Origin of the sequence: Fundicoccus sp. Sow4_D5, from assembly GCF_052116365.1 — a bacterium.
Lineage (GTDB): Bacteria > Bacillota > Bacilli > Lactobacillales > Aerococcaceae > Fundicoccus.
In genome coordinates this window covers 26,999-44,445 of record NZ_JBQKLF010000015.1, presented here as the reverse complement: position 1 = coordinate 44,445, position 17,447 = coordinate 26,999, and the positions used below count along the sequence as shown (strand labels likewise).

Annotated in this window: 21 protein-coding genes and 1 pseudogene; 9 read left to right on the top strand and 13 right to left on the bottom strand. The window is 40.2% G+C overall.

All coding sequences use genetic code 11. The features are described 5' to 3' along the window. On the top strand, window positions 1–817 hold an 817-nt coding region (locus ACTQ45_RS12935), incomplete at its 5' end, for a C40 family peptidase (RefSeq protein WP_441763982.1). A gap of 195 nt (window positions 818–1,012) precedes the next feature. Here ACTQ45_RS12935 and ACTQ45_RS12930 read toward each other — a convergent pair. Next, window positions 1,013–1,207 (bottom strand): helix-turn-helix transcriptional regulator, encoded by a 195-nt coding sequence (locus ACTQ45_RS12930; RefSeq protein ID WP_441753625.1) that lies wholly within the window; start codon window positions 1,205–1,207, stop codon window positions 1,013–1,015. Window positions 1,208–1,256: 49 nt separating this feature from the next. Continuing rightward, window positions 1,257–1,682: a cupin domain-containing protein gene (locus ACTQ45_RS12925; RefSeq protein WP_441763981.1), complete on the bottom strand. Its 426-nt coding sequence runs from the start codon at window positions 1,680–1,682 to the stop codon at window positions 1,257–1,259. 112 nt (window positions 1,683–1,794) lie between these two features. Here ACTQ45_RS12925 and ACTQ45_RS12920 point away from each other — a divergent pair, with 112 nt between their 5' ends. Further along, window positions 1,795–2,997 (top strand): MFS transporter, encoded by a 1,203-nt coding sequence (locus ACTQ45_RS12920; protein WP_441763980.1) that lies wholly within the window; start codon window positions 1,795–1,797, stop codon window positions 2,995–2,997. A gap of 70 nt (window positions 2,998–3,067) precedes the next feature. On the opposite strand, the gene ACTQ45_RS12915 is transcribed toward ACTQ45_RS12920, so the two are convergent. Further along, entirely contained in the window at window positions 3,068–4,078 is a 1,011-nt protein-coding gene (locus ACTQ45_RS12915; protein WP_441763979.1) for an ornithine cyclodeaminase family protein, read from the bottom strand. Window positions 4,079–4,403: 325 nt separating this feature from the next. Between ACTQ45_RS12915 and metG the strand changes: the two genes are divergently transcribed. Further along, window positions 4,404–6,452 carry a methionine--tRNA ligase gene (gene metG, locus ACTQ45_RS12910; protein WP_441763978.1) on the top strand — a complete coding sequence of 683 codons (2,049 nt, stop codon included), beginning with the start codon at window positions 4,404–4,406 and terminating at the stop codon, window positions 6,450–6,452. A gap of 262 nt (window positions 6,453–6,714) precedes the next feature. Here metG and ACTQ45_RS12905 read toward each other — a convergent pair whose 3' ends face one another. The 9 genes from ACTQ45_RS12905 to ACTQ45_RS12865 form a co-directional block, all read right to left on the bottom strand. Further along, window positions 6,715–7,869 (bottom strand): metallophosphoesterase, encoded by a 1,155-nt coding sequence (locus ACTQ45_RS12905; RefSeq protein ID WP_441763977.1) that lies wholly within the window; start codon window positions 7,867–7,869, stop codon window positions 6,715–6,717. A 13-nt stretch (window positions 7,870–7,882) separates the two neighbouring features. Further along, window positions 7,883–8,659, bottom strand: a complete 777-nt coding sequence (gene phnE, locus ACTQ45_RS12900; protein ID WP_441763976.1) for a phosphonate ABC transporter, permease protein PhnE — start codon at window positions 8,657–8,659, stop codon at window positions 7,883–7,885. Beyond that, window positions 8,659–9,438 carry a phosphonate ABC transporter, permease protein PhnE gene (gene phnE / locus ACTQ45_RS12895; RefSeq protein WP_441763984.1) on the bottom strand — a complete coding sequence of 260 codons (780 nt, stop codon included), beginning with the start codon at window positions 9,436–9,438 and terminating at the stop codon, window positions 8,659–8,661. The genes phnE (ACTQ45_RS12900) and phnE (ACTQ45_RS12895) overlap by 1 nt, the downstream gene beginning before the upstream one ends. 20 nt (window positions 9,439–9,458) lie before the next feature. After that, a complete protein-coding gene (phnC, locus tag ACTQ45_RS12890; RefSeq protein WP_441763975.1) occupies window positions 9,459–10,307 on the bottom strand; it encodes a phosphonate ABC transporter ATP-binding protein in 849 nt (282 codons plus the stop codon). A 95-nt stretch (window positions 10,308–10,402) separates the two neighbouring features. After that, a complete protein-coding gene (locus tag ACTQ45_RS12885) occupies window positions 10,403–11,326 on the bottom strand; it encodes a phosphate/phosphite/phosphonate ABC transporter substrate-binding protein (protein ID WP_441763983.1) in 924 nt (307 codons plus the stop codon). A 197-nt stretch (window positions 11,327–11,523) separates the two neighbouring features. Continuing rightward, the gene (locus ACTQ45_RS12880) at window positions 11,524–11,709 is read right to left on the bottom strand and encodes a hypothetical protein (protein WP_441763974.1); all 186 of its coding nucleotides are present in this window, start codon (window positions 11,707–11,709) and stop codon (window positions 11,524–11,526) included. A gap of 27 nt (window positions 11,710–11,736) precedes the next feature. Next, on the bottom strand, window positions 11,737–11,901 hold the full coding sequence (locus tag ACTQ45_RS12875; RefSeq protein WP_441763973.1) for an FUSC family protein: 165 nt from the start codon (window positions 11,899–11,901) through the stop codon (window positions 11,737–11,739). A 10-nt stretch (window positions 11,902–11,911) separates the two neighbouring features. Next, window positions 11,912–12,166 (bottom strand): hypothetical protein, encoded by a 255-nt coding sequence (locus ACTQ45_RS12870; RefSeq protein ID WP_441763972.1) that lies wholly within the window; start codon window positions 12,164–12,166, stop codon window positions 11,912–11,914. A gap of 74 nt (window positions 12,167–12,240) precedes the next feature. Continuing rightward, complete coding sequence (locus ACTQ45_RS12865; RefSeq protein WP_441763971.1) at window positions 12,241–12,537, bottom strand: hypothetical protein; 297 nt, start codon at window positions 12,535–12,537, stop codon at window positions 12,241–12,243. 262 nt (window positions 12,538–12,799) lie between these two features. Between ACTQ45_RS12865 and ACTQ45_RS12860 the strand changes: the two are divergent. Next, window positions 12,800–13,093: pseudogene (locus tag ACTQ45_RS12860) on the top strand (nucleotide pyrophosphohydrolase); the annotation flags it as partial. Between the two features lie 108 nt (window positions 13,094–13,201). After that, entirely contained in the window at window positions 13,202–13,447 is a 246-nt protein-coding gene (locus ACTQ45_RS12855) for a MazG-like family protein (protein WP_441753619.1), read from the top strand. 157 nt (window positions 13,448–13,604) lie between these two features. Here the strand turns inward: ACTQ45_RS12855 and ACTQ45_RS12850 are convergent, their stop codons facing one another. Beyond that, on the bottom strand, window positions 13,605–14,372 hold the full coding sequence (locus tag ACTQ45_RS12850; RefSeq protein WP_441763970.1) for a superoxide dismutase family protein: 768 nt from the start codon (window positions 14,370–14,372) through the stop codon (window positions 13,605–13,607). A gap of 287 nt (window positions 14,373–14,659) precedes the next feature. Here ACTQ45_RS12850 and ACTQ45_RS12845 point away from each other — a divergent pair, with 287 nt between their 5' ends. From ACTQ45_RS12845 to ACTQ45_RS12830, 4 genes are all read left to right on the top strand, one after another. Beyond that, entirely contained in the window at window positions 14,660–15,439 is a 780-nt protein-coding gene (locus ACTQ45_RS12845) for a TatD family hydrolase (RefSeq protein ID WP_441753600.1), read from the top strand. A gap of 14 nt (window positions 15,440–15,453) precedes the next feature. Further along, on the top strand, window positions 15,454–16,065 hold the full coding sequence (rnmV, locus tag ACTQ45_RS12840) for a ribonuclease M5 (RefSeq protein WP_441753598.1): 612 nt from the start codon (window positions 15,454–15,456) through the stop codon (window positions 16,063–16,065). Continuing rightward, on the top strand, window positions 16,052–16,933 hold the full coding sequence (gene rsmA / locus ACTQ45_RS12835) for a 16S rRNA (adenine(1518)-N(6)/adenine(1519)-N(6))-dimethyltransferase RsmA (RefSeq protein WP_441753596.1): 882 nt from the start codon (window positions 16,052–16,054) through the stop codon (window positions 16,931–16,933). The genes rnmV and rsmA overlap by 14 nt, the downstream gene beginning before the upstream one ends. A 102-nt stretch (window positions 16,934–17,035) precedes the next feature. Continuing rightward, window positions 17,036–17,269: a Veg family protein gene (locus ACTQ45_RS12830; protein WP_441753594.1), complete on the top strand. Its 234-nt coding sequence runs from the start codon at window positions 17,036–17,038 to the stop codon at window positions 17,267–17,269. Window positions 17,270–17,447: the final 178 nt, after the last annotated feature.

The window sequence follows — 17,447 nt, the reverse complement described above, 5'->3', positions numbered from 1 at the left end:
AGTACCTGAAGTTGAAGTGCCAGTAGAAGAAACTCCAGTCGTAGAAGTACCTGAAGTTGAAGTGCCAGTAGAAGAAACTCCAGTCGTAGAAGTACCTGAAGTTGAAGTGCCGGTAGAAGAAACTCCAGTTGTAGAAGTACCTGAAGTTGAAGTGCCGGTAGAAGAAACTCCAGTTGTAGAAGTACCTGAAGTTGAAGTGCCGGTAGTCGAAGATAACACTGCAGCAGAAGAAGCGGCTCAAGCAGAAGCAGACAGAATCGCAGCAGAAGAAGCGGCTCAAGCAGAAGCGGACAGAATCGCAGCAGAAGAAGCAGCCCAAGCAGAAGCAGACAAAATCGCAGCAGAAGAAGCAGCCCAAGCAGAAGCAGACAGAATCGCAGCAGAAGCGGCTAAGGCAGAAGCAGATCGCTTAGCTCAAGCAGCAGCAGACGCAGCTGAAAAAGCTGAAGAGTCAGCTGCTAACGCATCAACATTACTTGATAATGCCTCTCAATACTTAGGAACACCTTATGTATGGGGTGGAAAATCACCAAGTGGTTTCGACTGTTCAGGTTTCGTTCAATATGTATTTAAAGAAACTTACGGCGTTGATATCGGTGGTTGGACTGGCGCGCAAGAACATTCAGGAACAAAAATGGATGTTTCATCAGCCCAAGCTGGAGACTTATATTTCTGGGGTTCACCAGGAAGCACTTACCACGTAGCGATCGCAACGGGTAACGGAGACTACATTCACGCTTCTCAACCAGGAACACCCTTAGAGTACAACAGCATTAGCTCTTACTTTATGCCAAGCTTTGCATTAAGAGTTAACTAATTATATAAATAACAAGACAGGTCCTCGTGATCTGTCTTTTTTATATATAAAATTAGCCGAAATAATTAAATCCGCAACTAGGCTAACTGGACTCATCCAACTAATAAGATTGAGTGTCCGTATAGATAAGCGATACTCATGCTAACAGACAGACCACAATCGTCTGTCTGTTAGTATGAGTTTAAGCAACAAGTTTTAGGCTATAATTTGTTTACGGTATGCAGTAGGGGAAAGACCGTATGTTTCTTTGAATTGTTTACTAAAGTAGCTATGGCTTTCGAAGCCGCATGTTAATTCAATATCCGAGATATTATAAGAGCGTTCGCATAAATATTTAGCTGCTACTTCTAAACGATAGTGTATCAAATATTGAATTGGGGTAAGGGATATAAAATGGGTGAAATAGCGCTGACATTCACTAGCGCTAATGTTTGCGACATCAGCTAGACTTTGTAAAGTAATTACTTCTGCGAAGTGTTGGTGGATTTACATCATGGATAAACGTTAGCTCGAAAGCGATAGGCTCGTATTCAGAATAATAATGTATTTTACTGATGGCATCTAAGGCGACGAGTTGCCAGGCGGTGTCTTCTGTCAAAACTAGATAATTTAAAGAGCTATTCTGAAAAATGGGTTGTATGTAACGGTGGAAGACTAAGTTGCTTTTGGTGGCCACGACTGTTGGGTCAAAGACAATGGAAATCATATGGGCATGCTTGGAGTTAACCGGTTCAGCGCTATGTAAAACTTGTGCATTGATAAATCCCCCTCTACCTGAGTTAAGAATGACGGTCTCTTGATTGAGTTTCCATTTGACTGTTCCTTGGAAAACATAAGCCGTTTCGACTTCAGGGTGCCAATGCAAACTGATGATACCTAGATCATATAAAGCTAGAACAGACTTTATTATGATGATATTATGATAGTTAAAGTTATTATTATACCGTTAGTTAGAAAAAGTGAAAGGACTTAAGTGAATGAAACAATTTACTTATCAAGATACGTTACGAGCGAGTTATTTGGGCTATGTGACGCAAGCAATCATCAATAATTTTGCACCGCTATTATTTTTAATTTTCCGAGATTCTTTTAATATACCTTTAGAACAGATGACTTTACTAATTACTATTAACTTTTTAACACAATTAGTTGTGGATATGTTAGCCATCAATTTTGTTGACCGAATTGGCTACAAAATTTGTATTGTGGCGGCCCATATTTTTGCGGCAGTTGGTATTCTGGGCTTGGGTGTTTTCCCCTTACTGACTGATCATAAGTTTTTAGCTTTATTAGCAGCAGTGATGACCTATGCGGTTGGAGGTGGGTTAATTGAAGTCCTAATTAGTCCGATTGTCGAAGCGGCGCCTACAGGAAATAAAGCCTCGTCAATGAGTTTATTACATTCCTTTTATTGCTGGGGGATGGTCCTAGTGGTTGTTTTCTCAACATTATTCTTACATGTATTTGGCTCACAGTCATGGAATATCTTAGCCGGTATTTGGGCATTGTTTGTTATAGGGAATGCTTTTTACTATTCGCAAGTTCCGATTGCGATGTTAACGCAAGAGGGTGACTCGATGACAGTCAAAGCCTTATTTTCAATGAAGACTTTTTGGATTTTCATTGTGTTAATGATTTCGGCTGGAGCATCAGAGCAAGCGATGGCGCAGTGGTCGTCAGCATTTGCTGAGAGTGGCTTGGGAATTTCTAAAACAGTGGGTGATTTATTAGGCCCTACAATGTTCGCAATTTTAATGGGGCTTGCTCGTGTATTCTATGCGAAATATAGTGAGCGGATTGATTTGTTAAGTTTTATTACGGGAAGCGGCGTTCTATGTATTGCCTCTTATTTATTGGTAGTATTTGCACCTAATCCGGTATTGTCTCTGGTCGGTAGTGCAATCTGTGGCTTGTCAGTTGGTATTTTATGGCCGGGAGTTTTCAGTATCGCTGCCCAAAGCATTCCCAAAGGAGGAACAGCCTTATTTGCTATCTTAGCCTTGGCGGGAGATATCGGTTGTGCAGTTGGGCCAAGTATCGTTGGAGGCGTTGCAGGCCTGTTTAGTGAGAATTTAAAGTATGGTTTCATTGTAGCGACGGTTTTCCCAATTTTATTAGTAACCTTCAGTTTTATTTATCGTTACCGTCAACAAGTTCGTTCCTTACTAGTGAGAACGTGATGATAAAGGAAAGAAAAGAGTGCCATTCAGCTGTTATATATAAGGCTGAATGACACTCTCTTTTTAATGTTTAAAATGAATTGTCGAAGAAAATAAAGCTTTCACCAATTCCTTGTTCAACCGCTTTTTCATAAGCTCGAGCGGCGACAGCCACATCTAAAGCGCCCGTACCAATAGGAATACACAAGGTGATCCCATTTGAAAGGTCGCCAACGCTTGCTTTGCCAACAGCTAATTCGCCAATCGTAGTTGTGATGTTTTCTTCAGTGATTATACCTTCACTATTTAAGCTTTTTAGCGCGCCGCGGTGCAAGGCTTGTTCTGCATGGTCGACGATAATTTTATCTGCCGCTAAAATCAAATCATCGCTAACTTCTTGGAAAGAGCCCATTGGAAAGACAATGGTACCAGGCTTGACCATCTCTTTAGTTAAGAAGGGTTCTTGAGCCGGAGTCACTGTAATTAAGGCATCGTTATTGGCTGCTTCCTCCGGTTTAGCAGGGTCAGCAACAATAATCTCGCCAGTTACATATTGCTTCATCTCTTGGGCAAATGACTCTGCCGTTACACGGCGGTGATTCCAGACTACTAAACGAGTAATGTCGAACCATTCAGATATTGTTTGGATTTGCGTTCTGGCTTGAAGGCCGGCGCCATACATACCAATGGTGATTTCTTTTTTAGGATGTAAATATTTCAAAGCAACAGCAGTTTGCGACCCTGTACGCATATTCGAAATATATGAACCTTCAAGAACAGCCTCGAAATTACCTACTTGTGGATTCACTAACAAAATCATTGCAGTAATATAAGGTAAGTCAGCTTTCTTTCTTTCACCAGCAAAGCCACCTACCCATTTCAAACCAGCAATATCTGAAGTCCCACCGATATAAGCAGGCATCGCGTTCATGAAGCCTTCATAATAAGGATAATTTCCTGTTTCACCTAAATCTAAATTGACTTTTGGTGGATTAATCACTTTATCGTCACCGAAATCTTTGAAAGTTCGATCGACGATTTCGTTGATTTCTTTAATTGTCAGCAATTCTCTAATCATCTTTTCGTTTAGTAATCTTGTCATATTTTTCCTCCCAGTATCAGTTAATTGCTCAGTCTATATTTGGCTAATTAAAAATACAACACCCTTTACAAAATATGAATTAAAGCTGTTTAGGTGAGTTTTTCAGCCGGGATTATTGAGCATAATTACTATATAAATAGTATTCATATTATTAGTTTAAACGATTTCTTTGTGAATTGCTAATTAAGTTTGATAGAAAGGCGATGGAAGTGGTAAATATTGTCATTCACTAGACAATCTATGGCCCTATTTTGTCCACAGGGGTGTGTTCTGTGTTATAATTAAACCCAGTTATGATTACTTAATTTGAAAGGGGCACTCATTCGTGACCGAACAATCGAACAAACCAACTTTTTATATAACAACGCCTATTTATTACCCAAGTGGCAAGCTCCACATTGGAAATGCTTATTCTACTTTAGCTTGCGATGCGATGTCGCGTTACAAACGTCTGATGGGTTATGATGTATTCTTTTTAACAGGTACTGATGAACATGGTCAGAAAATTGAAGCCAAGGCAAATGAACTTGATATAAGTCCAAAAGAATATGTGGATGGCATGGCGGATTCAATTAAAGCTTTATGGAAGTCTTTAGATATTTCTAACGACTACTTTATCCGTACAACAGAAGATTATCATATTGCGTCTACTCAAAAAGCTTTCGAGCAATTATTAGCGCAAGGCGACATTTACCTAGGGGAGTATCAAGGTTGGTACTCAATTAGTGATGAGGAATTCTTTACTGAAAGTCAATTAATTGAGGTCTACAAAGATGCGGCTGGTAATGTCGTTGGTGGTAAAGCACCAAGTGGACATAATGTTGAATTGGTTAAAGAGGAATCTTATTTTTTCCGTATGAGTAAATATGCGGATCGTTTAGTGGAATATTACGAAGCGCATGAGGACTTCCTAGTACCAGCCTTTCGTAAAACGGAAATGATCAATAATTTTATCAAGCCTGGCTTGGAAGATTTAGCTGTTTCAAGAACGACTTTTACTTGGGGAATTCCGGTTCAGTCTGATCCTAAACATGTGGTTTATGTATGGATTGATGCTTTAATTAACTATATCACGGCTTTAGGCTACGGTAGCGATGACGAGACTTTATTCAATAAATACTGGCCTGCAGATGTGCATGTGATTGGGAAAGATATATCACGTTTCCATATGATTTATTGGCCAACAATGTTAATGGCTTTAGGTTTACCATTACCTAAAAAGATTTTTGCGCATGGTTGGATGTTAATGAAAGACGGCAAGATGTCTAAATCTAAAGGTAACGTCATTTATCCAGATCAATTAATTGAGCGTTATGGTTTAGATGCGACACGTTTCTACCTACTACGTGAAATGAGTCAAGGAAATGATACGGTCTTTACGCCAGAGAGTTTCGTTAACCGGATTAACTTTGAATTAGCAAATGATTTAGGAAATTTATTAAATCGTACGGTTGCGATGATGAATAAATACTTCGATGGTCAAATTCCAGTAGCTGCAGAAGGTGTAACGGCGACTGAATTTGATAGTGTGTTTGAAGAATATGTATTGACTGAAATTGAAGCCTTCCACGCGTCAATGGATGCTTTATCTTTCAACCAAGCGTTAGATCATGTGATGAACATTGTCTCGCGTGCGAATAAGTATATTGATGAGACGTCGCCTTGGGTATTGATTAAAGATGAAGCAACTCATCCACAATTGAAATCTGTGATGAATCATTTAGCTGAAGTATTGCGTCTAGCTGGCCATTTATTACGTCCGTTTATGACGAGCGCTCCAGCTCAGATTTTCGAGCAGTTAGGTTTGGCTAATGAGTTAGACCGTAGCTTGGAAAGCTTGGCCTGGGGACAGATTGAAGCAGGCCAAGTAGTCATTAAAAAAGGTGTGCCAATCTTCCCACGTCTAGATACTGATGTTGAAGTCACCTACATTCACGATTTGATGGCGGTTGATAATAATGACGAGACTGCTGATGGTGGTGAACCAACTGTGAACGATCCTAATTGGAATCCAGCGGAAGTTGAACTTGTACACTACGAAACACCAGCGATTGAATTTGATGATTTCATCAAGCTTGAAATGAAAGTTGCTGAAGTGATCGATGTTCAACCCGTGGAAGGCTCAAATAAATTGCTGCGTTTCCGCTTAGATGCCGGCGACAAAGGGCACCGTCAAATTTTATCAGGAATTGCGAAATACTACCCAGATCATGAAGCGTTGATTGGTCGCAAACTAACGGTTGTTGCGAACTTGAAGCCGCGTAAAATGATGGGTCATATTAGCCAAGGGATGATTCTGTCTGCAGAAAGCGATGGCGACTTATCGCTTATCTTTGCTCCGGATGACGCTGAAAACGGTGCATTACTAGGTTAAGTGAATAACACAACAGACTTACAGCCTGACGAGCGTCAAACTCGTCAGGCTGTTTTTGGGTTTATTGTGGAATGTACTTGGTTGTGGGCTGTTTGAATGTTTACATGTTGACTCGTAGACTCAGTCAATCTATCAGTCTAGCTAGTTTTAGTGGTCAGATTAGAATAGAAATCACGATTCACTAAACAAGCGAGTGACTTAAGGACTCATTTATGAATAGATAAAAAACCAGGTTATCCTTCAAGGAAGACCTGGTTTTCTTTTAATAGGCCGTATGTTTAATGATTTCGTCGAACAGTGGTAGCAAGACGCCCTCACGCAGACGCGTTTGAGGCAGGCGGCCTGTAATCGCCACGATTGAATAAAAATGGTCAGGGTCAAAGGCCAGGACCTGGTCAGATACAGAAGGGATTTCCTTGCCCGGCAAGTAATAGTAGCTTAAGGGGAAAGGTGCGCTCAGTTCGGCGCTGAATTCACCCAGTGTCCGGGCACTGAAATCCAACAAGTAACCATCGGCTGGGTAACGATGTTCAATCCAAGACTGAATGTTTGACAGCGTCACATTTTGTTGAAGCCAAGACTGGTACATTGTACGCTCTGGTCCCAAGGGATAGTCAATTGCTTGATTTCGCAAATTTAACAAGCGATTCTCAATAATTTCTGTGTGATCCTCGTAAACTTTAAAGCGTTGTAAACCAAAATAATGTGCGCGTGTTCCAACTTGTAAGAAGGCGGTTTGGTGAGGGTGGATTCCAGTATTGGTAAAGTGTTGGTGGCCACAAATTAAGCTATTGATTTCAGGAAAAGCTTCCATCAGTTGATAGGCTTGGTCCTCCATTGAGGGGTAAAACCAAGTGGCACCTGTTTCAGGATCGTTGGTTAAGCCGCCGTGGTAGCTCACAATCACTAAATCGTAAGACTCTTCATTATTTAAGTGCTCCAATACATCTTGCAACGCCACAAAAGGATTTTCGACGACAACTTCTTCTGCGACTTTGCGGGAACATAACTGGTTAAAAGCGGCGGTCATCAAACCGATGATGGCTACTTTTACACCTTTGACCGATTTAATCGTATAGGCTGGAAAAATAGGGGTCCCACTAATATCCTTTAAATTCGCGCAAATATAATCTGCTTTCAACTCACTTACTTGTCTTTGTAGCCAAGCTAAGCCGAAATCCAGATCATGATTTCCTGGAATCATCACATCATAAGCTAAATCATTAGCAACGGTGACTAGCGGACTAATCATCTTTTGGTCATAGCTGTAGGCTGCAAAGGGGCTACCGACGAAAAAATCGCCATTATCCATTAAAAGATCAGCAGTCACGACTTCTAATACAGTTGGTATGATTGCCAGGCCTTCATCTAAAAAGCCATGAACATCTGTTGTGGCAGCGATGGAAATCTGCGTCATAAAAGCACCCTTTCTATAATAACTTCTGGCGAATTTTACTACTCATCAAATCAATTACAACAACGACCAAAATAATCGCGAGTAAAATGATACTGACACGGGCCCAATTTCTTTGTTGTAAAGCAAAAATAATGGGTGCACCAATCCCGCCAGCACCAACCAAGCCTAAGGTGGTCGCACTACGCACGTTGATTTCAAAATGATTGAGCACATGCGACGCGGCAATGGGTAAGACTTGTGGTAAGCGTGCGTATTGGAAAATCTGACTGGAACTGGCACCGACTGCTCGCATCGACTCAATTGGAGTTTCATCAATGCGGTCGAGTTCCTCACTGACTAATTTTCCCAGCATACCGACTAATTGTACACCTAAAGCCAAGGCACCCGCAAAAGGACCTGGACCTACAACGCGTACAAATAAAATTGCATAAATCAAAGCTGGAACGGAACGCATTAAGTTTAATAAACCTCGCATCCCTAAAGGAATCAAAGTCAGACGTCCCCATGTCGATTTGGCACTTAGTAAAATAAATGGAATCGATAGAATCGAGCCAATAATTGTACCGTAAAAAGCAATCACGACTGTTTGGAACATTAAATGTACTAAGTCTTCGCTTGTGCCATCATAGACGTAACTAAAATCAGGTTGCAATAGGCTGGTGATAATATGCCAAATATTGCTGAACTGTAAATTAACGAGGTTAGAGTAATCAAGCGTTAAAAAGGCATAGAAGGTGAGGGCGAACAAGACAAACAGTAAACTTCGATTAATCAATTTATTCGACTTCATTAGATAACCTCCCGTCTAATATATTCGCTAATCCAACTCGTAAGGAAAACTAGTAATAAGATAATTAAAATAATTAAACTTACACGGCCAAACTGCATGAAGCTTAAAGCGGTATTTAGCATCACGCCAATCCCGCCAGCACCGACATAACCTAAGACAGCCGACGCACGAATGTTTACCTCGAAAGCATATAAGGCATAGGCGAAGACGCTGTGAGCGACTTGTGGCCAGACAGCATTAACTGCCATTTGAAAACGTGTAGCGCCAATTGATTCATCCGCTTCAAGTGGACCAATATCAATCGTTTCAATCGTCGAGAAAATTAATTGTGAAACCATGCCGAAAGTAAAGATGGCTATCGTTAACACCCCGGTTAACTCACCAATTCCAATAATTGCCACCAACAATGCGGCCAGTAACAAGTTAGGGATCGTGCGAATTAAACTAAAGTAAGTCCGGAAAACAAAGGTGATGATTGGATTGCGTGTTACCAAATTGGTTCCTAGAAAGGCAGCCGGAATCGCAAATACCACACCTAAAAAGGTACCAGACACTGACATTAAAATGGTTTCAATCATTGGTTCAATCAGTCTGTCAATATAAGACCATTCAGGTTTCAAGAAACCTTCTAAGAACATAGCGGCTTGTCTGCGATTATCTGCGACTTCTGACCAATCGGCATTAATTAAGCTACCAGCCATCAGAAATAAAAGCACTATCAATAGAGTGCCGCCGAATTGTTTAAGAAGATTGTCATGGATTGTATCTTTATGTTTCATCATTAACCCATCCTTCCTACTTAACCCTCAGTCGATCCATTAGTCGAGTCGTCATTTACATGTTCTTGGCGTAAATCTGTTTCGATTTTGACTTCCAAGGCCTTTAAATTAGCCTGTGCTTCATTTTCGAAAATTGCTTTACCGTATATTTCATTTAATTTTTCATCGGTTGCTGCATAAGCCGGACCATCAAAGACAATTTCGCCAGCCCGCATGCCGATAATTCGTGATGCATAGCGGCGAGCTAAATCAACCGAGTGAATATTGATGACAATTGTGCGTTCGTTTTCTTCGTTCAAGCGTTTGAAGTCATTCATGACGGTTTCAGACGTCACCGGATCTAAGGCTGATACAGGCTCATCCGCTAAAATAAGATCAGCTTCTTGGACAATCGTTCGAGCGATTGAGACTCTTTGTTGTTGCCCACCACTCAAGGAATCACTACGATCCTTCAACTTGTCAGCCAAGCCCACTTTTTCCAGAGCTGCCTCAGTTCTAGCATAATCTTCTTTTGAAAAGAGGCCTAGTAAAGTTTGCCAATTAGAGTAGTAACCTAAGCGCCCAGAAATGACATTCTTTTGAACGGTGTTTTTTCGAACTAAGTTAAATTGTTGGAAAATCATCCCAATATTGCGACGCATACGACGCAACTGACGAGCGTTAGCATGGGTAATTGACTCACCCGCAATTTTGACTTCACCTTCTGAGACATCATTTAAACGGTTTAAACTGCGTAATAAAGTACTCTTACCAGCACCACTAAGGCCGATAATACACACAAATTCCCCCTTGTGAATCGTTAAATTGATGTTTTTTAAACCAGTGACCCCATTTGGGAAAACCTTCGTGACATTATTGAGTTCTATCATATTTTTTCCTCCCAGTTAGCCAAAAAAAATAGCCAACTTTCTGTATGCGAATCGCTACTGAAAGTTGACTATCTGTTGGACTAATCAAAAATTATTTATTGAGCGGCAATCTCAGTGTATTCTTTAATTTGGTCATAAAATGCTTCGTCAACCTCTGTGTAACCTAAGTGGCTCCAAAGAGACATGATTTCTAAGCCTTCTTCTGTGTCGCCCATTGTTAAGAATGCTTCTTTAATCGCTTCTTGCAAATCTTCATCCATATCTGGTTGAACCGCAATCGCGTCGTTAGGAATTTCACCTTCCGTTAAATAAAGCACACGTAACTCTTTCATTAAGTCATTATCTGGGAAAGCACCTGCGAACACTACACGAGCGCCTTCAAATACAAACGCAGCATCCTGTTGACCATTTAAAACAGCGGTAATCTCACTTGGAATATCGTTAACTGTCGTTAAAGTCACATCTTTATTGATATCGATCCCTGCATTAATCATTTCAGCCACTGGATAAATGTATCCTGAAGCAGAGTTAGGACTTAAGGTTGCGATTTTTTTGCCAATTAAATCAGATAGTTCTTGCATATCGCTATCCGCTTTGACTAAAATTTCACCTTGGAAAGCGCCGGTAGTTTCGCCTGCCACTGGCAAACCAGTTTCGTCATCAAATTTACCTAAAACAGATGTCAGAATCGCTTTAGCAGAATCTAAATCGCGCGCTTGTACGTAAGCAGCCGGTGGCATAATACCTAAATCAACTTGGCCCGAAGCCATGGCTTGAACAATTGTCGTATAGTCTGTAGCTAGTGTTACATTCACTTCGCGACCTAAGGCTTCTGATAAATATTCAGCCAGCGGCAAAGCGCGTGCCTCCATTGAACCATCGTTGTTAGTAGGAACAAATTGAACTTCCAGTGCTTCCTCGTCTTGTGCCGTAACGACTTGACCAAAAGCAACTGTATTGAGCATCGTGCCTAGAACTAAACTGCCTAAAAGTAAAGCTTTGATTGATTTAAACATTATTCAATCTCCTTCAAAATGATATTTGTCTTCAGTATACGCTAACTTTTGTAAAAATAGTGTAAAGTTTGTTTTAAATTATAAATAATACAAGAAACGTTCGGAAAGTCACTGTTGTCAAGACACCACGAGTGGAATAGACACATTATCTGACAGTAGAAAATCAACTTTTGGCTAATCATTCTATTCCTGAAAGGTGGTTAGAATTTATTGGAATCGTATGTTCTTTCATTAATTAAGGTTTGGCTGTAAAAATCAAAGAGTTTGAATTGAATGAAGGCCGAGATGACACCAATTAAACTACCAATTAACATTCCAAAAAATCGTGAATGAATCAGGCTGGGCCAGATGTCAGGATTGGTTAGCGTCATTTGTAACAAAATCATGTTGGTGACGAAAAAGATACCGATTGACTAATTGCGTGGCATAAAATATTCAACCACTACGTAGATAATCACAACGAGGATGATTTTGACTTCAATGGTCATGGGCACCAACATCAATAAAGTAGCTGTAACGAGCCCTAAAGTTGTCCCGATCATTCTTTGAAAATGTCGGCTGTTGATACAATCAGCCAACTTTTCTGATCTAAGCCGACCGCGAGATTAATGTAACTAGCAATAAATAGAGTAATCGAAAACTGAAGCTATCAATAATCGAGCGGGGGCCTTGGCGAATGCGTTCGAGCAAGTTAAGCTGGAAGCTAGTTGACTGCTTCGGTGTTTGTTCGATTTTTAAAGAGAGGTAGCCCATCAAGATAGACAGGGTGACACAGGATAAAAAATACAAACTCAGCTGGGCGACTTCTTCTGATTGAACTGGATTAGATGCCCCAGCTGCCACACAAAGGATGATAAACAAATCCCCTGGTTTATCAAGCTTAAAAAGTCTAAACAGCAGGCGACTAACGAAAGCAATCAATCCAATGATGAGTGGTCCATCAGAATATAAACGGTTGAAAGTAAACCAAGGACATAACTAATAAAAAGAATGAGTCCGACAAACACGAGACGTTTTATGATGCGGTCGTCTTCGGTTGGTGTGTAGTGTAAAAAAGTAAAGACACCTAAAGAGGCGACGGCGTTGATGCTGTAATTACCTGATAAGAATCCGACGAGGTTAATGATGAGAATACAAATTCCTGCTGATATTAGCCTGACCTTGCTATCTTGGGGACGATTGTAATGGAAAATGTGTTGTTTTAGACCTTGCATGTCATTGGCTCCTTAAATAAAATTTTTTTGTTTGGGGAAGCTGTATGGAATGGCAAAGCACACCTATTCATTGTATGGATTATAACATGGTGTGATTTTTTAGGAGTAAGTGGTAATTATTAGTGTGACAGCACAGCCTTAGTGTTAATATTTTGTTGTCAATATTACGCTTGTTAGAGGCTTGTTTTTAACGTTTTTCTGTCAATATGTGGTATACTATAGATAATGATTTTTTTGTAAACTTACGAAAAGAGTGGATAACATGAACAATATTGAAAAAGTAAATCAGTTTCGTGACGCGCGTCATTGGCGTCAATTTCATAATGAAAAAGATTTGGCCTTGTCGATAACTTTGGAGTCCTCAGAACTGTTGGAAATATTCCAGTGGAAAGAGGCGGAAGAAGGGGTTTCAGATATTGAGGCGATTAAAGATGAATTAGCAGATGTATTCATTTATGGACACATGTTAGCTGGTAATTTAGCATTGGATATTGACTATTTGGTGGACCGTAAATTACAAAGAAATACTGAAAAGTATCCAGCTAAACCGAATGCATCAGAAATTTCGGCAGATTTGTCTTTAGAAGATAAAATTGTCGCTTATCGTGCAGCGCGTAATTGGGCCTTATGGGACAATGCCAAAGATGTCGCAATTGCGATTGCGGTGGAAGCAGCTGAGTTGTTGGAAGTTTTCCAGTGGCGTGAGTCGTCAGAAGTCTTAGCCGATGAAGAGGCAATGGACGAATTACAGGATGAGTTGGCTGATGTCATTATTTATAGTTATGTCTTGGCTCAGTCATTAAACTTAGAAGTGAATGACTTGATAACGAATAAACTTGAGAAGAACAATCTTAAATATCCGGTTCATAAGAGTCGTGATAGTAATAAAAAGTACGACGAATTACTGTAGAGTCATTGACCCTTATGCGTGAGGGCTTGCTAAAAGCTACAAGTCAGCAAAAAAACTAGACACTTTATCAGCGATTAGCTGAAATGAGCGTCTAGTTTTTTATTTTGAGGTATACAAGCATTAAATTTTATTGCAAGCTACTAGCTATCGAAATATATTATTCGCTGTCTTCGTCGCTTGAAGCGTCATCTGCATTAGCGTCGTCCGATGTATCGTCCGTCGCATCATTTGCGTCTTCACTTGAAGCGTCAGAAGAGTCTTCTGCGTAAAATTCACTATCTTCTAATGGGGCAAAGATGACAGCGGCTGCTTGACGATCCCCCGCATCACCAGTAGGTTGCGTGGTGTAGTCGTCTGTTCCTTCATGAATAATCAATGTTGTCCCATCTGTAGAGTTTAAAGTATTTTCTCCTTCTGGATCTAGTGAAACGTTTGGAATTTCAATCGTTTCTTCAACGGTACCATCTTCGCCAACGACTAAATTTGGTAAGTCTCCAGCATGTGGCCCGGTTTCAGATTCAGTTCCGTGTTCAACCTCTTCGGGGTTAAAATGGCCCCCGGCATCTTCAAACGTTGGGGCTGTTGCTAAACCAACCGTGTGAATGTGCATACCGTATTCGCCTGCTTCGAGTCCTTCTAATTTCAATTCTAATGTTACGACACCGTCTGTATCTTGTTTGAAAGTAGCCGTTCCAATTTCTTCTTCATCTGTATTGATGACCTTAGTTTCGACTTCAAAGTCGTATTCTTTATCATCAGTTGCTTCAGTTGACTCATTTGACTCATTTGTTTCTGTTTCAATTGTTTCCGATGTTTCTTGTGTATCAGAATCATCCTGAGCAAAAATATTTAAGGTTGAAGGATTGAAGGTGCTTAATAGTAACCCTGCACTTGACAATGTTAATAACTTTTTAAGTTTATTCATAGTGTAACTCCCTCTCTTGTACTTAATAAATGTATCCTATCACGGTCCTTTTTCGATGTCACACGATATGCACCTTCTTGACCTTTACAATAGTGTCTCTAGAATGTGACAGTTAATAGCCAAACAGTGAAAGCCTATTCGAATAGCATTGAGTGGCGTCAGTATGATAAACTTAAGAATGTTTAAAGGACGCTCAACTTACATGTGAGAGAGCACCTAATTATGGTATGATTATTGAGTTGCCCACATAGTGTATAATGAAAGAAGTAAGTAAAGGGGTTTTTTAATTGAAAATTTTCGATACACACACGCATTTGAATGCAGATCAATTTGTTGATGAGGTTGGGAAGTTGGTTCAAGAAGCCGCTGAGCAAGACGTTCATTACATGGCAGTCGTGGGTTTTGATGAACAGACAATCGAACGGTCTTTAGCTATTAGTGAGACTTATAAAAATATTATTAGTGTTGTTGGCTGCCATCCGACTGAAGCGAGTAATTATACGCCGGATTTTGAGCGTCGTTTGGAACATTGGTTGGAATTACCAAATGTGTATATGCTCGGTGAAATTGGTTTGGACTATTACTGGGATAGCGCGCCACGCTCGACTCAAGCTGACGTATTTAAACGTCAAATTGCAATTGCCAAAGAACATAATTTACCGATTACGATTCACAACCGCGACGCGACGGAAGATGTTTACCGAATCTTGAAAGAAACGGGTGTACCGGACGCTGGAGGGATTATGCACAGCTTTGGTGGAACGGCGGAAGAGGCTAAAGGCTTTATTGATTTAGGCATGCATATCAGTTTCAGTGGCGTACTGACTTTTAAAAAGTCGATTGAAGTTAGAGAAGCAGCAGCAATTGTCCCTAGTGAATTATTGCTGGTAGAAACTGATGCCCCATACCTAGCACCCGTTCCTAAACGAGGTAAACGTAACGAACCCGCTTATGTCCGCTATGTTGCAGAACATCTAGCGCAAGTGCGTAATGTCTCCTTAGAAGAAATCGCGGCTTTAACGACGAACAATGCTTTTGAACTTTTTCGTTGGCGACCAAATGAATGAAAGATTGAGTGACCATGACAGATAAATATATTAACAAAATACCAACGCAAGTCATCATTGTGGAAGGTCGCGATGATACCGCCCGATTAATTGAGACCTTTGGACCAGAAGTCAAAATAATTGAAACAGGGGGCTCGGCTTTGAATAAATCGACGCGTTTGCGAATCAAGCAAGCGGCCGAGCAATTCGGAATTATTATCTTTACGGATCCAGATTTTCAAGGTTTACGTTTGCGCCGCATAATTAGTGAAGCCATTCCTGAAGCTAAGCAAGCTCATTTGTCGCCTGAAGACTCACGGGGCAATAAAGTAGGTGCTAGTTTAGGTGTGGAACATGCGACACCAGAAGCCATTCGAACAGCAATTGCGGCTGTAGCAGACTTGGCTTTAACCGATGCTGTTGAACGGATTCCCCTTGCGGATTTAGTTCGACTACAATTGATTGGACACCCCGAAGCTGCCAGTCGTCGTGCTAAAGTAGCTAAGCATTTTCATTTAGGTCATCTAAATGGTAAGCAACTACAAAAGCAATTAGCACTTTACCAAGTAACCTTAAGTGAATTAACAGAATATTTAAAAGAAGCAGAGCGCTTAGACGCAAAGGAGGGTCAGGATGGAAACGAATAAAATGATTGCGACACCGTCGCGTACGATTGAAATCATGCAACAATATGGCATTAAAATGAAAAAGAGCTTAGGTCAAAACTTTCTTGTCGAACCACATATGTTAGAAAAAATGATCGAAGCAGGCGAGGTCGATGAAACAACCACTGTTATCGAAATTGGACCAGGAATTGGTGCCTTGACAGAATACTTAGCGATTCACGCTAAAGAAGTGTTGGCCTTTGAGATTGACCAACGCTTTGTCAAGATATTATCCAAAACATTAGCGCCTTATGACAATGTGCGTGTGATACATCAAGATATTCTAAGCGTCGACTTTGCAAGTGAGGATTACGAATGGTTACATCATGTTAAACGTCTAGTAGTGGTCGCAAACTTACCTTATTATATTACGACACCTATTATCATGAATTTATTAGCAAGTGACCTGCCTTTCCAAAGTTTAATTATGATGATGCAAAAAGAGGTTGCTGAACGAATGACGGCCTCAGTTGGCACGAAAGCTTATAACTCCTTGACGATTGCTATTCAAAATGATATGGAAGCTGAAACAGCTTTTATCGTTCCTAAGACAGTGTTTATTCCTAAACCAAACGTAGATTCAGCTGTTCTGAAGCTCACACGCCGTGAAGAAGCTTTAGTGACAGTGGATGACACTCATCGCTTTCAAAAATTTGTTCAAGCGTGTTTTAAACAGAGACGTAAAACAATCTGGAATAACTTAAAGGCAGCATTTACTTCAGACGAAGTATCAGCGGACGATGTTCGTGCGATAATGGATCAAGTAGGACTGGATGGTTCTCGTCGTGCGGAATCACTAACAATTATCGAGTTTGCACAATTGTATGAAGCGTTTTCAATTTTGTATTAAAATATCATAAGAAATGGTGTTTAACACTTGCACCTGTCCATTGTCTATGATAAGATTGATTGTTTTGAAAAGGTATGGTATAATATTAGGTGAGGTGATACCATGCCAAAAGATTTAATAGAAATTAAATCATTGCTTGATGACAAGGTTGGAGAAGAGATTATTGTTACGGTACAGATGGGTCGCAAGAAGAAGAAAGAACGCAAGGGTATTTTAAAAGAAACTTACCGTTCTGTGTTTATTGTGGATCTAGATCAAGATCATAATAAAATCGGTCGCGTGTCTTTTAGTTATCAAGATGTATTAACTAACTCGGTTGAGTTAGAATTCGTATAGATATCATTTATATATAGTAAAAATAACTAAGATTCTGTCTGCACAGAATGTTAGTTTTTTTTTGCATTTTTTTAAGAGGAGCTTGTATCAAACCTAAAACTCTACCTAAAGAAATAACCCTTAAGCGAATACACTATTCGCTCAAGGGCTATTCTACATAACGTACCTTTCTTAAAGC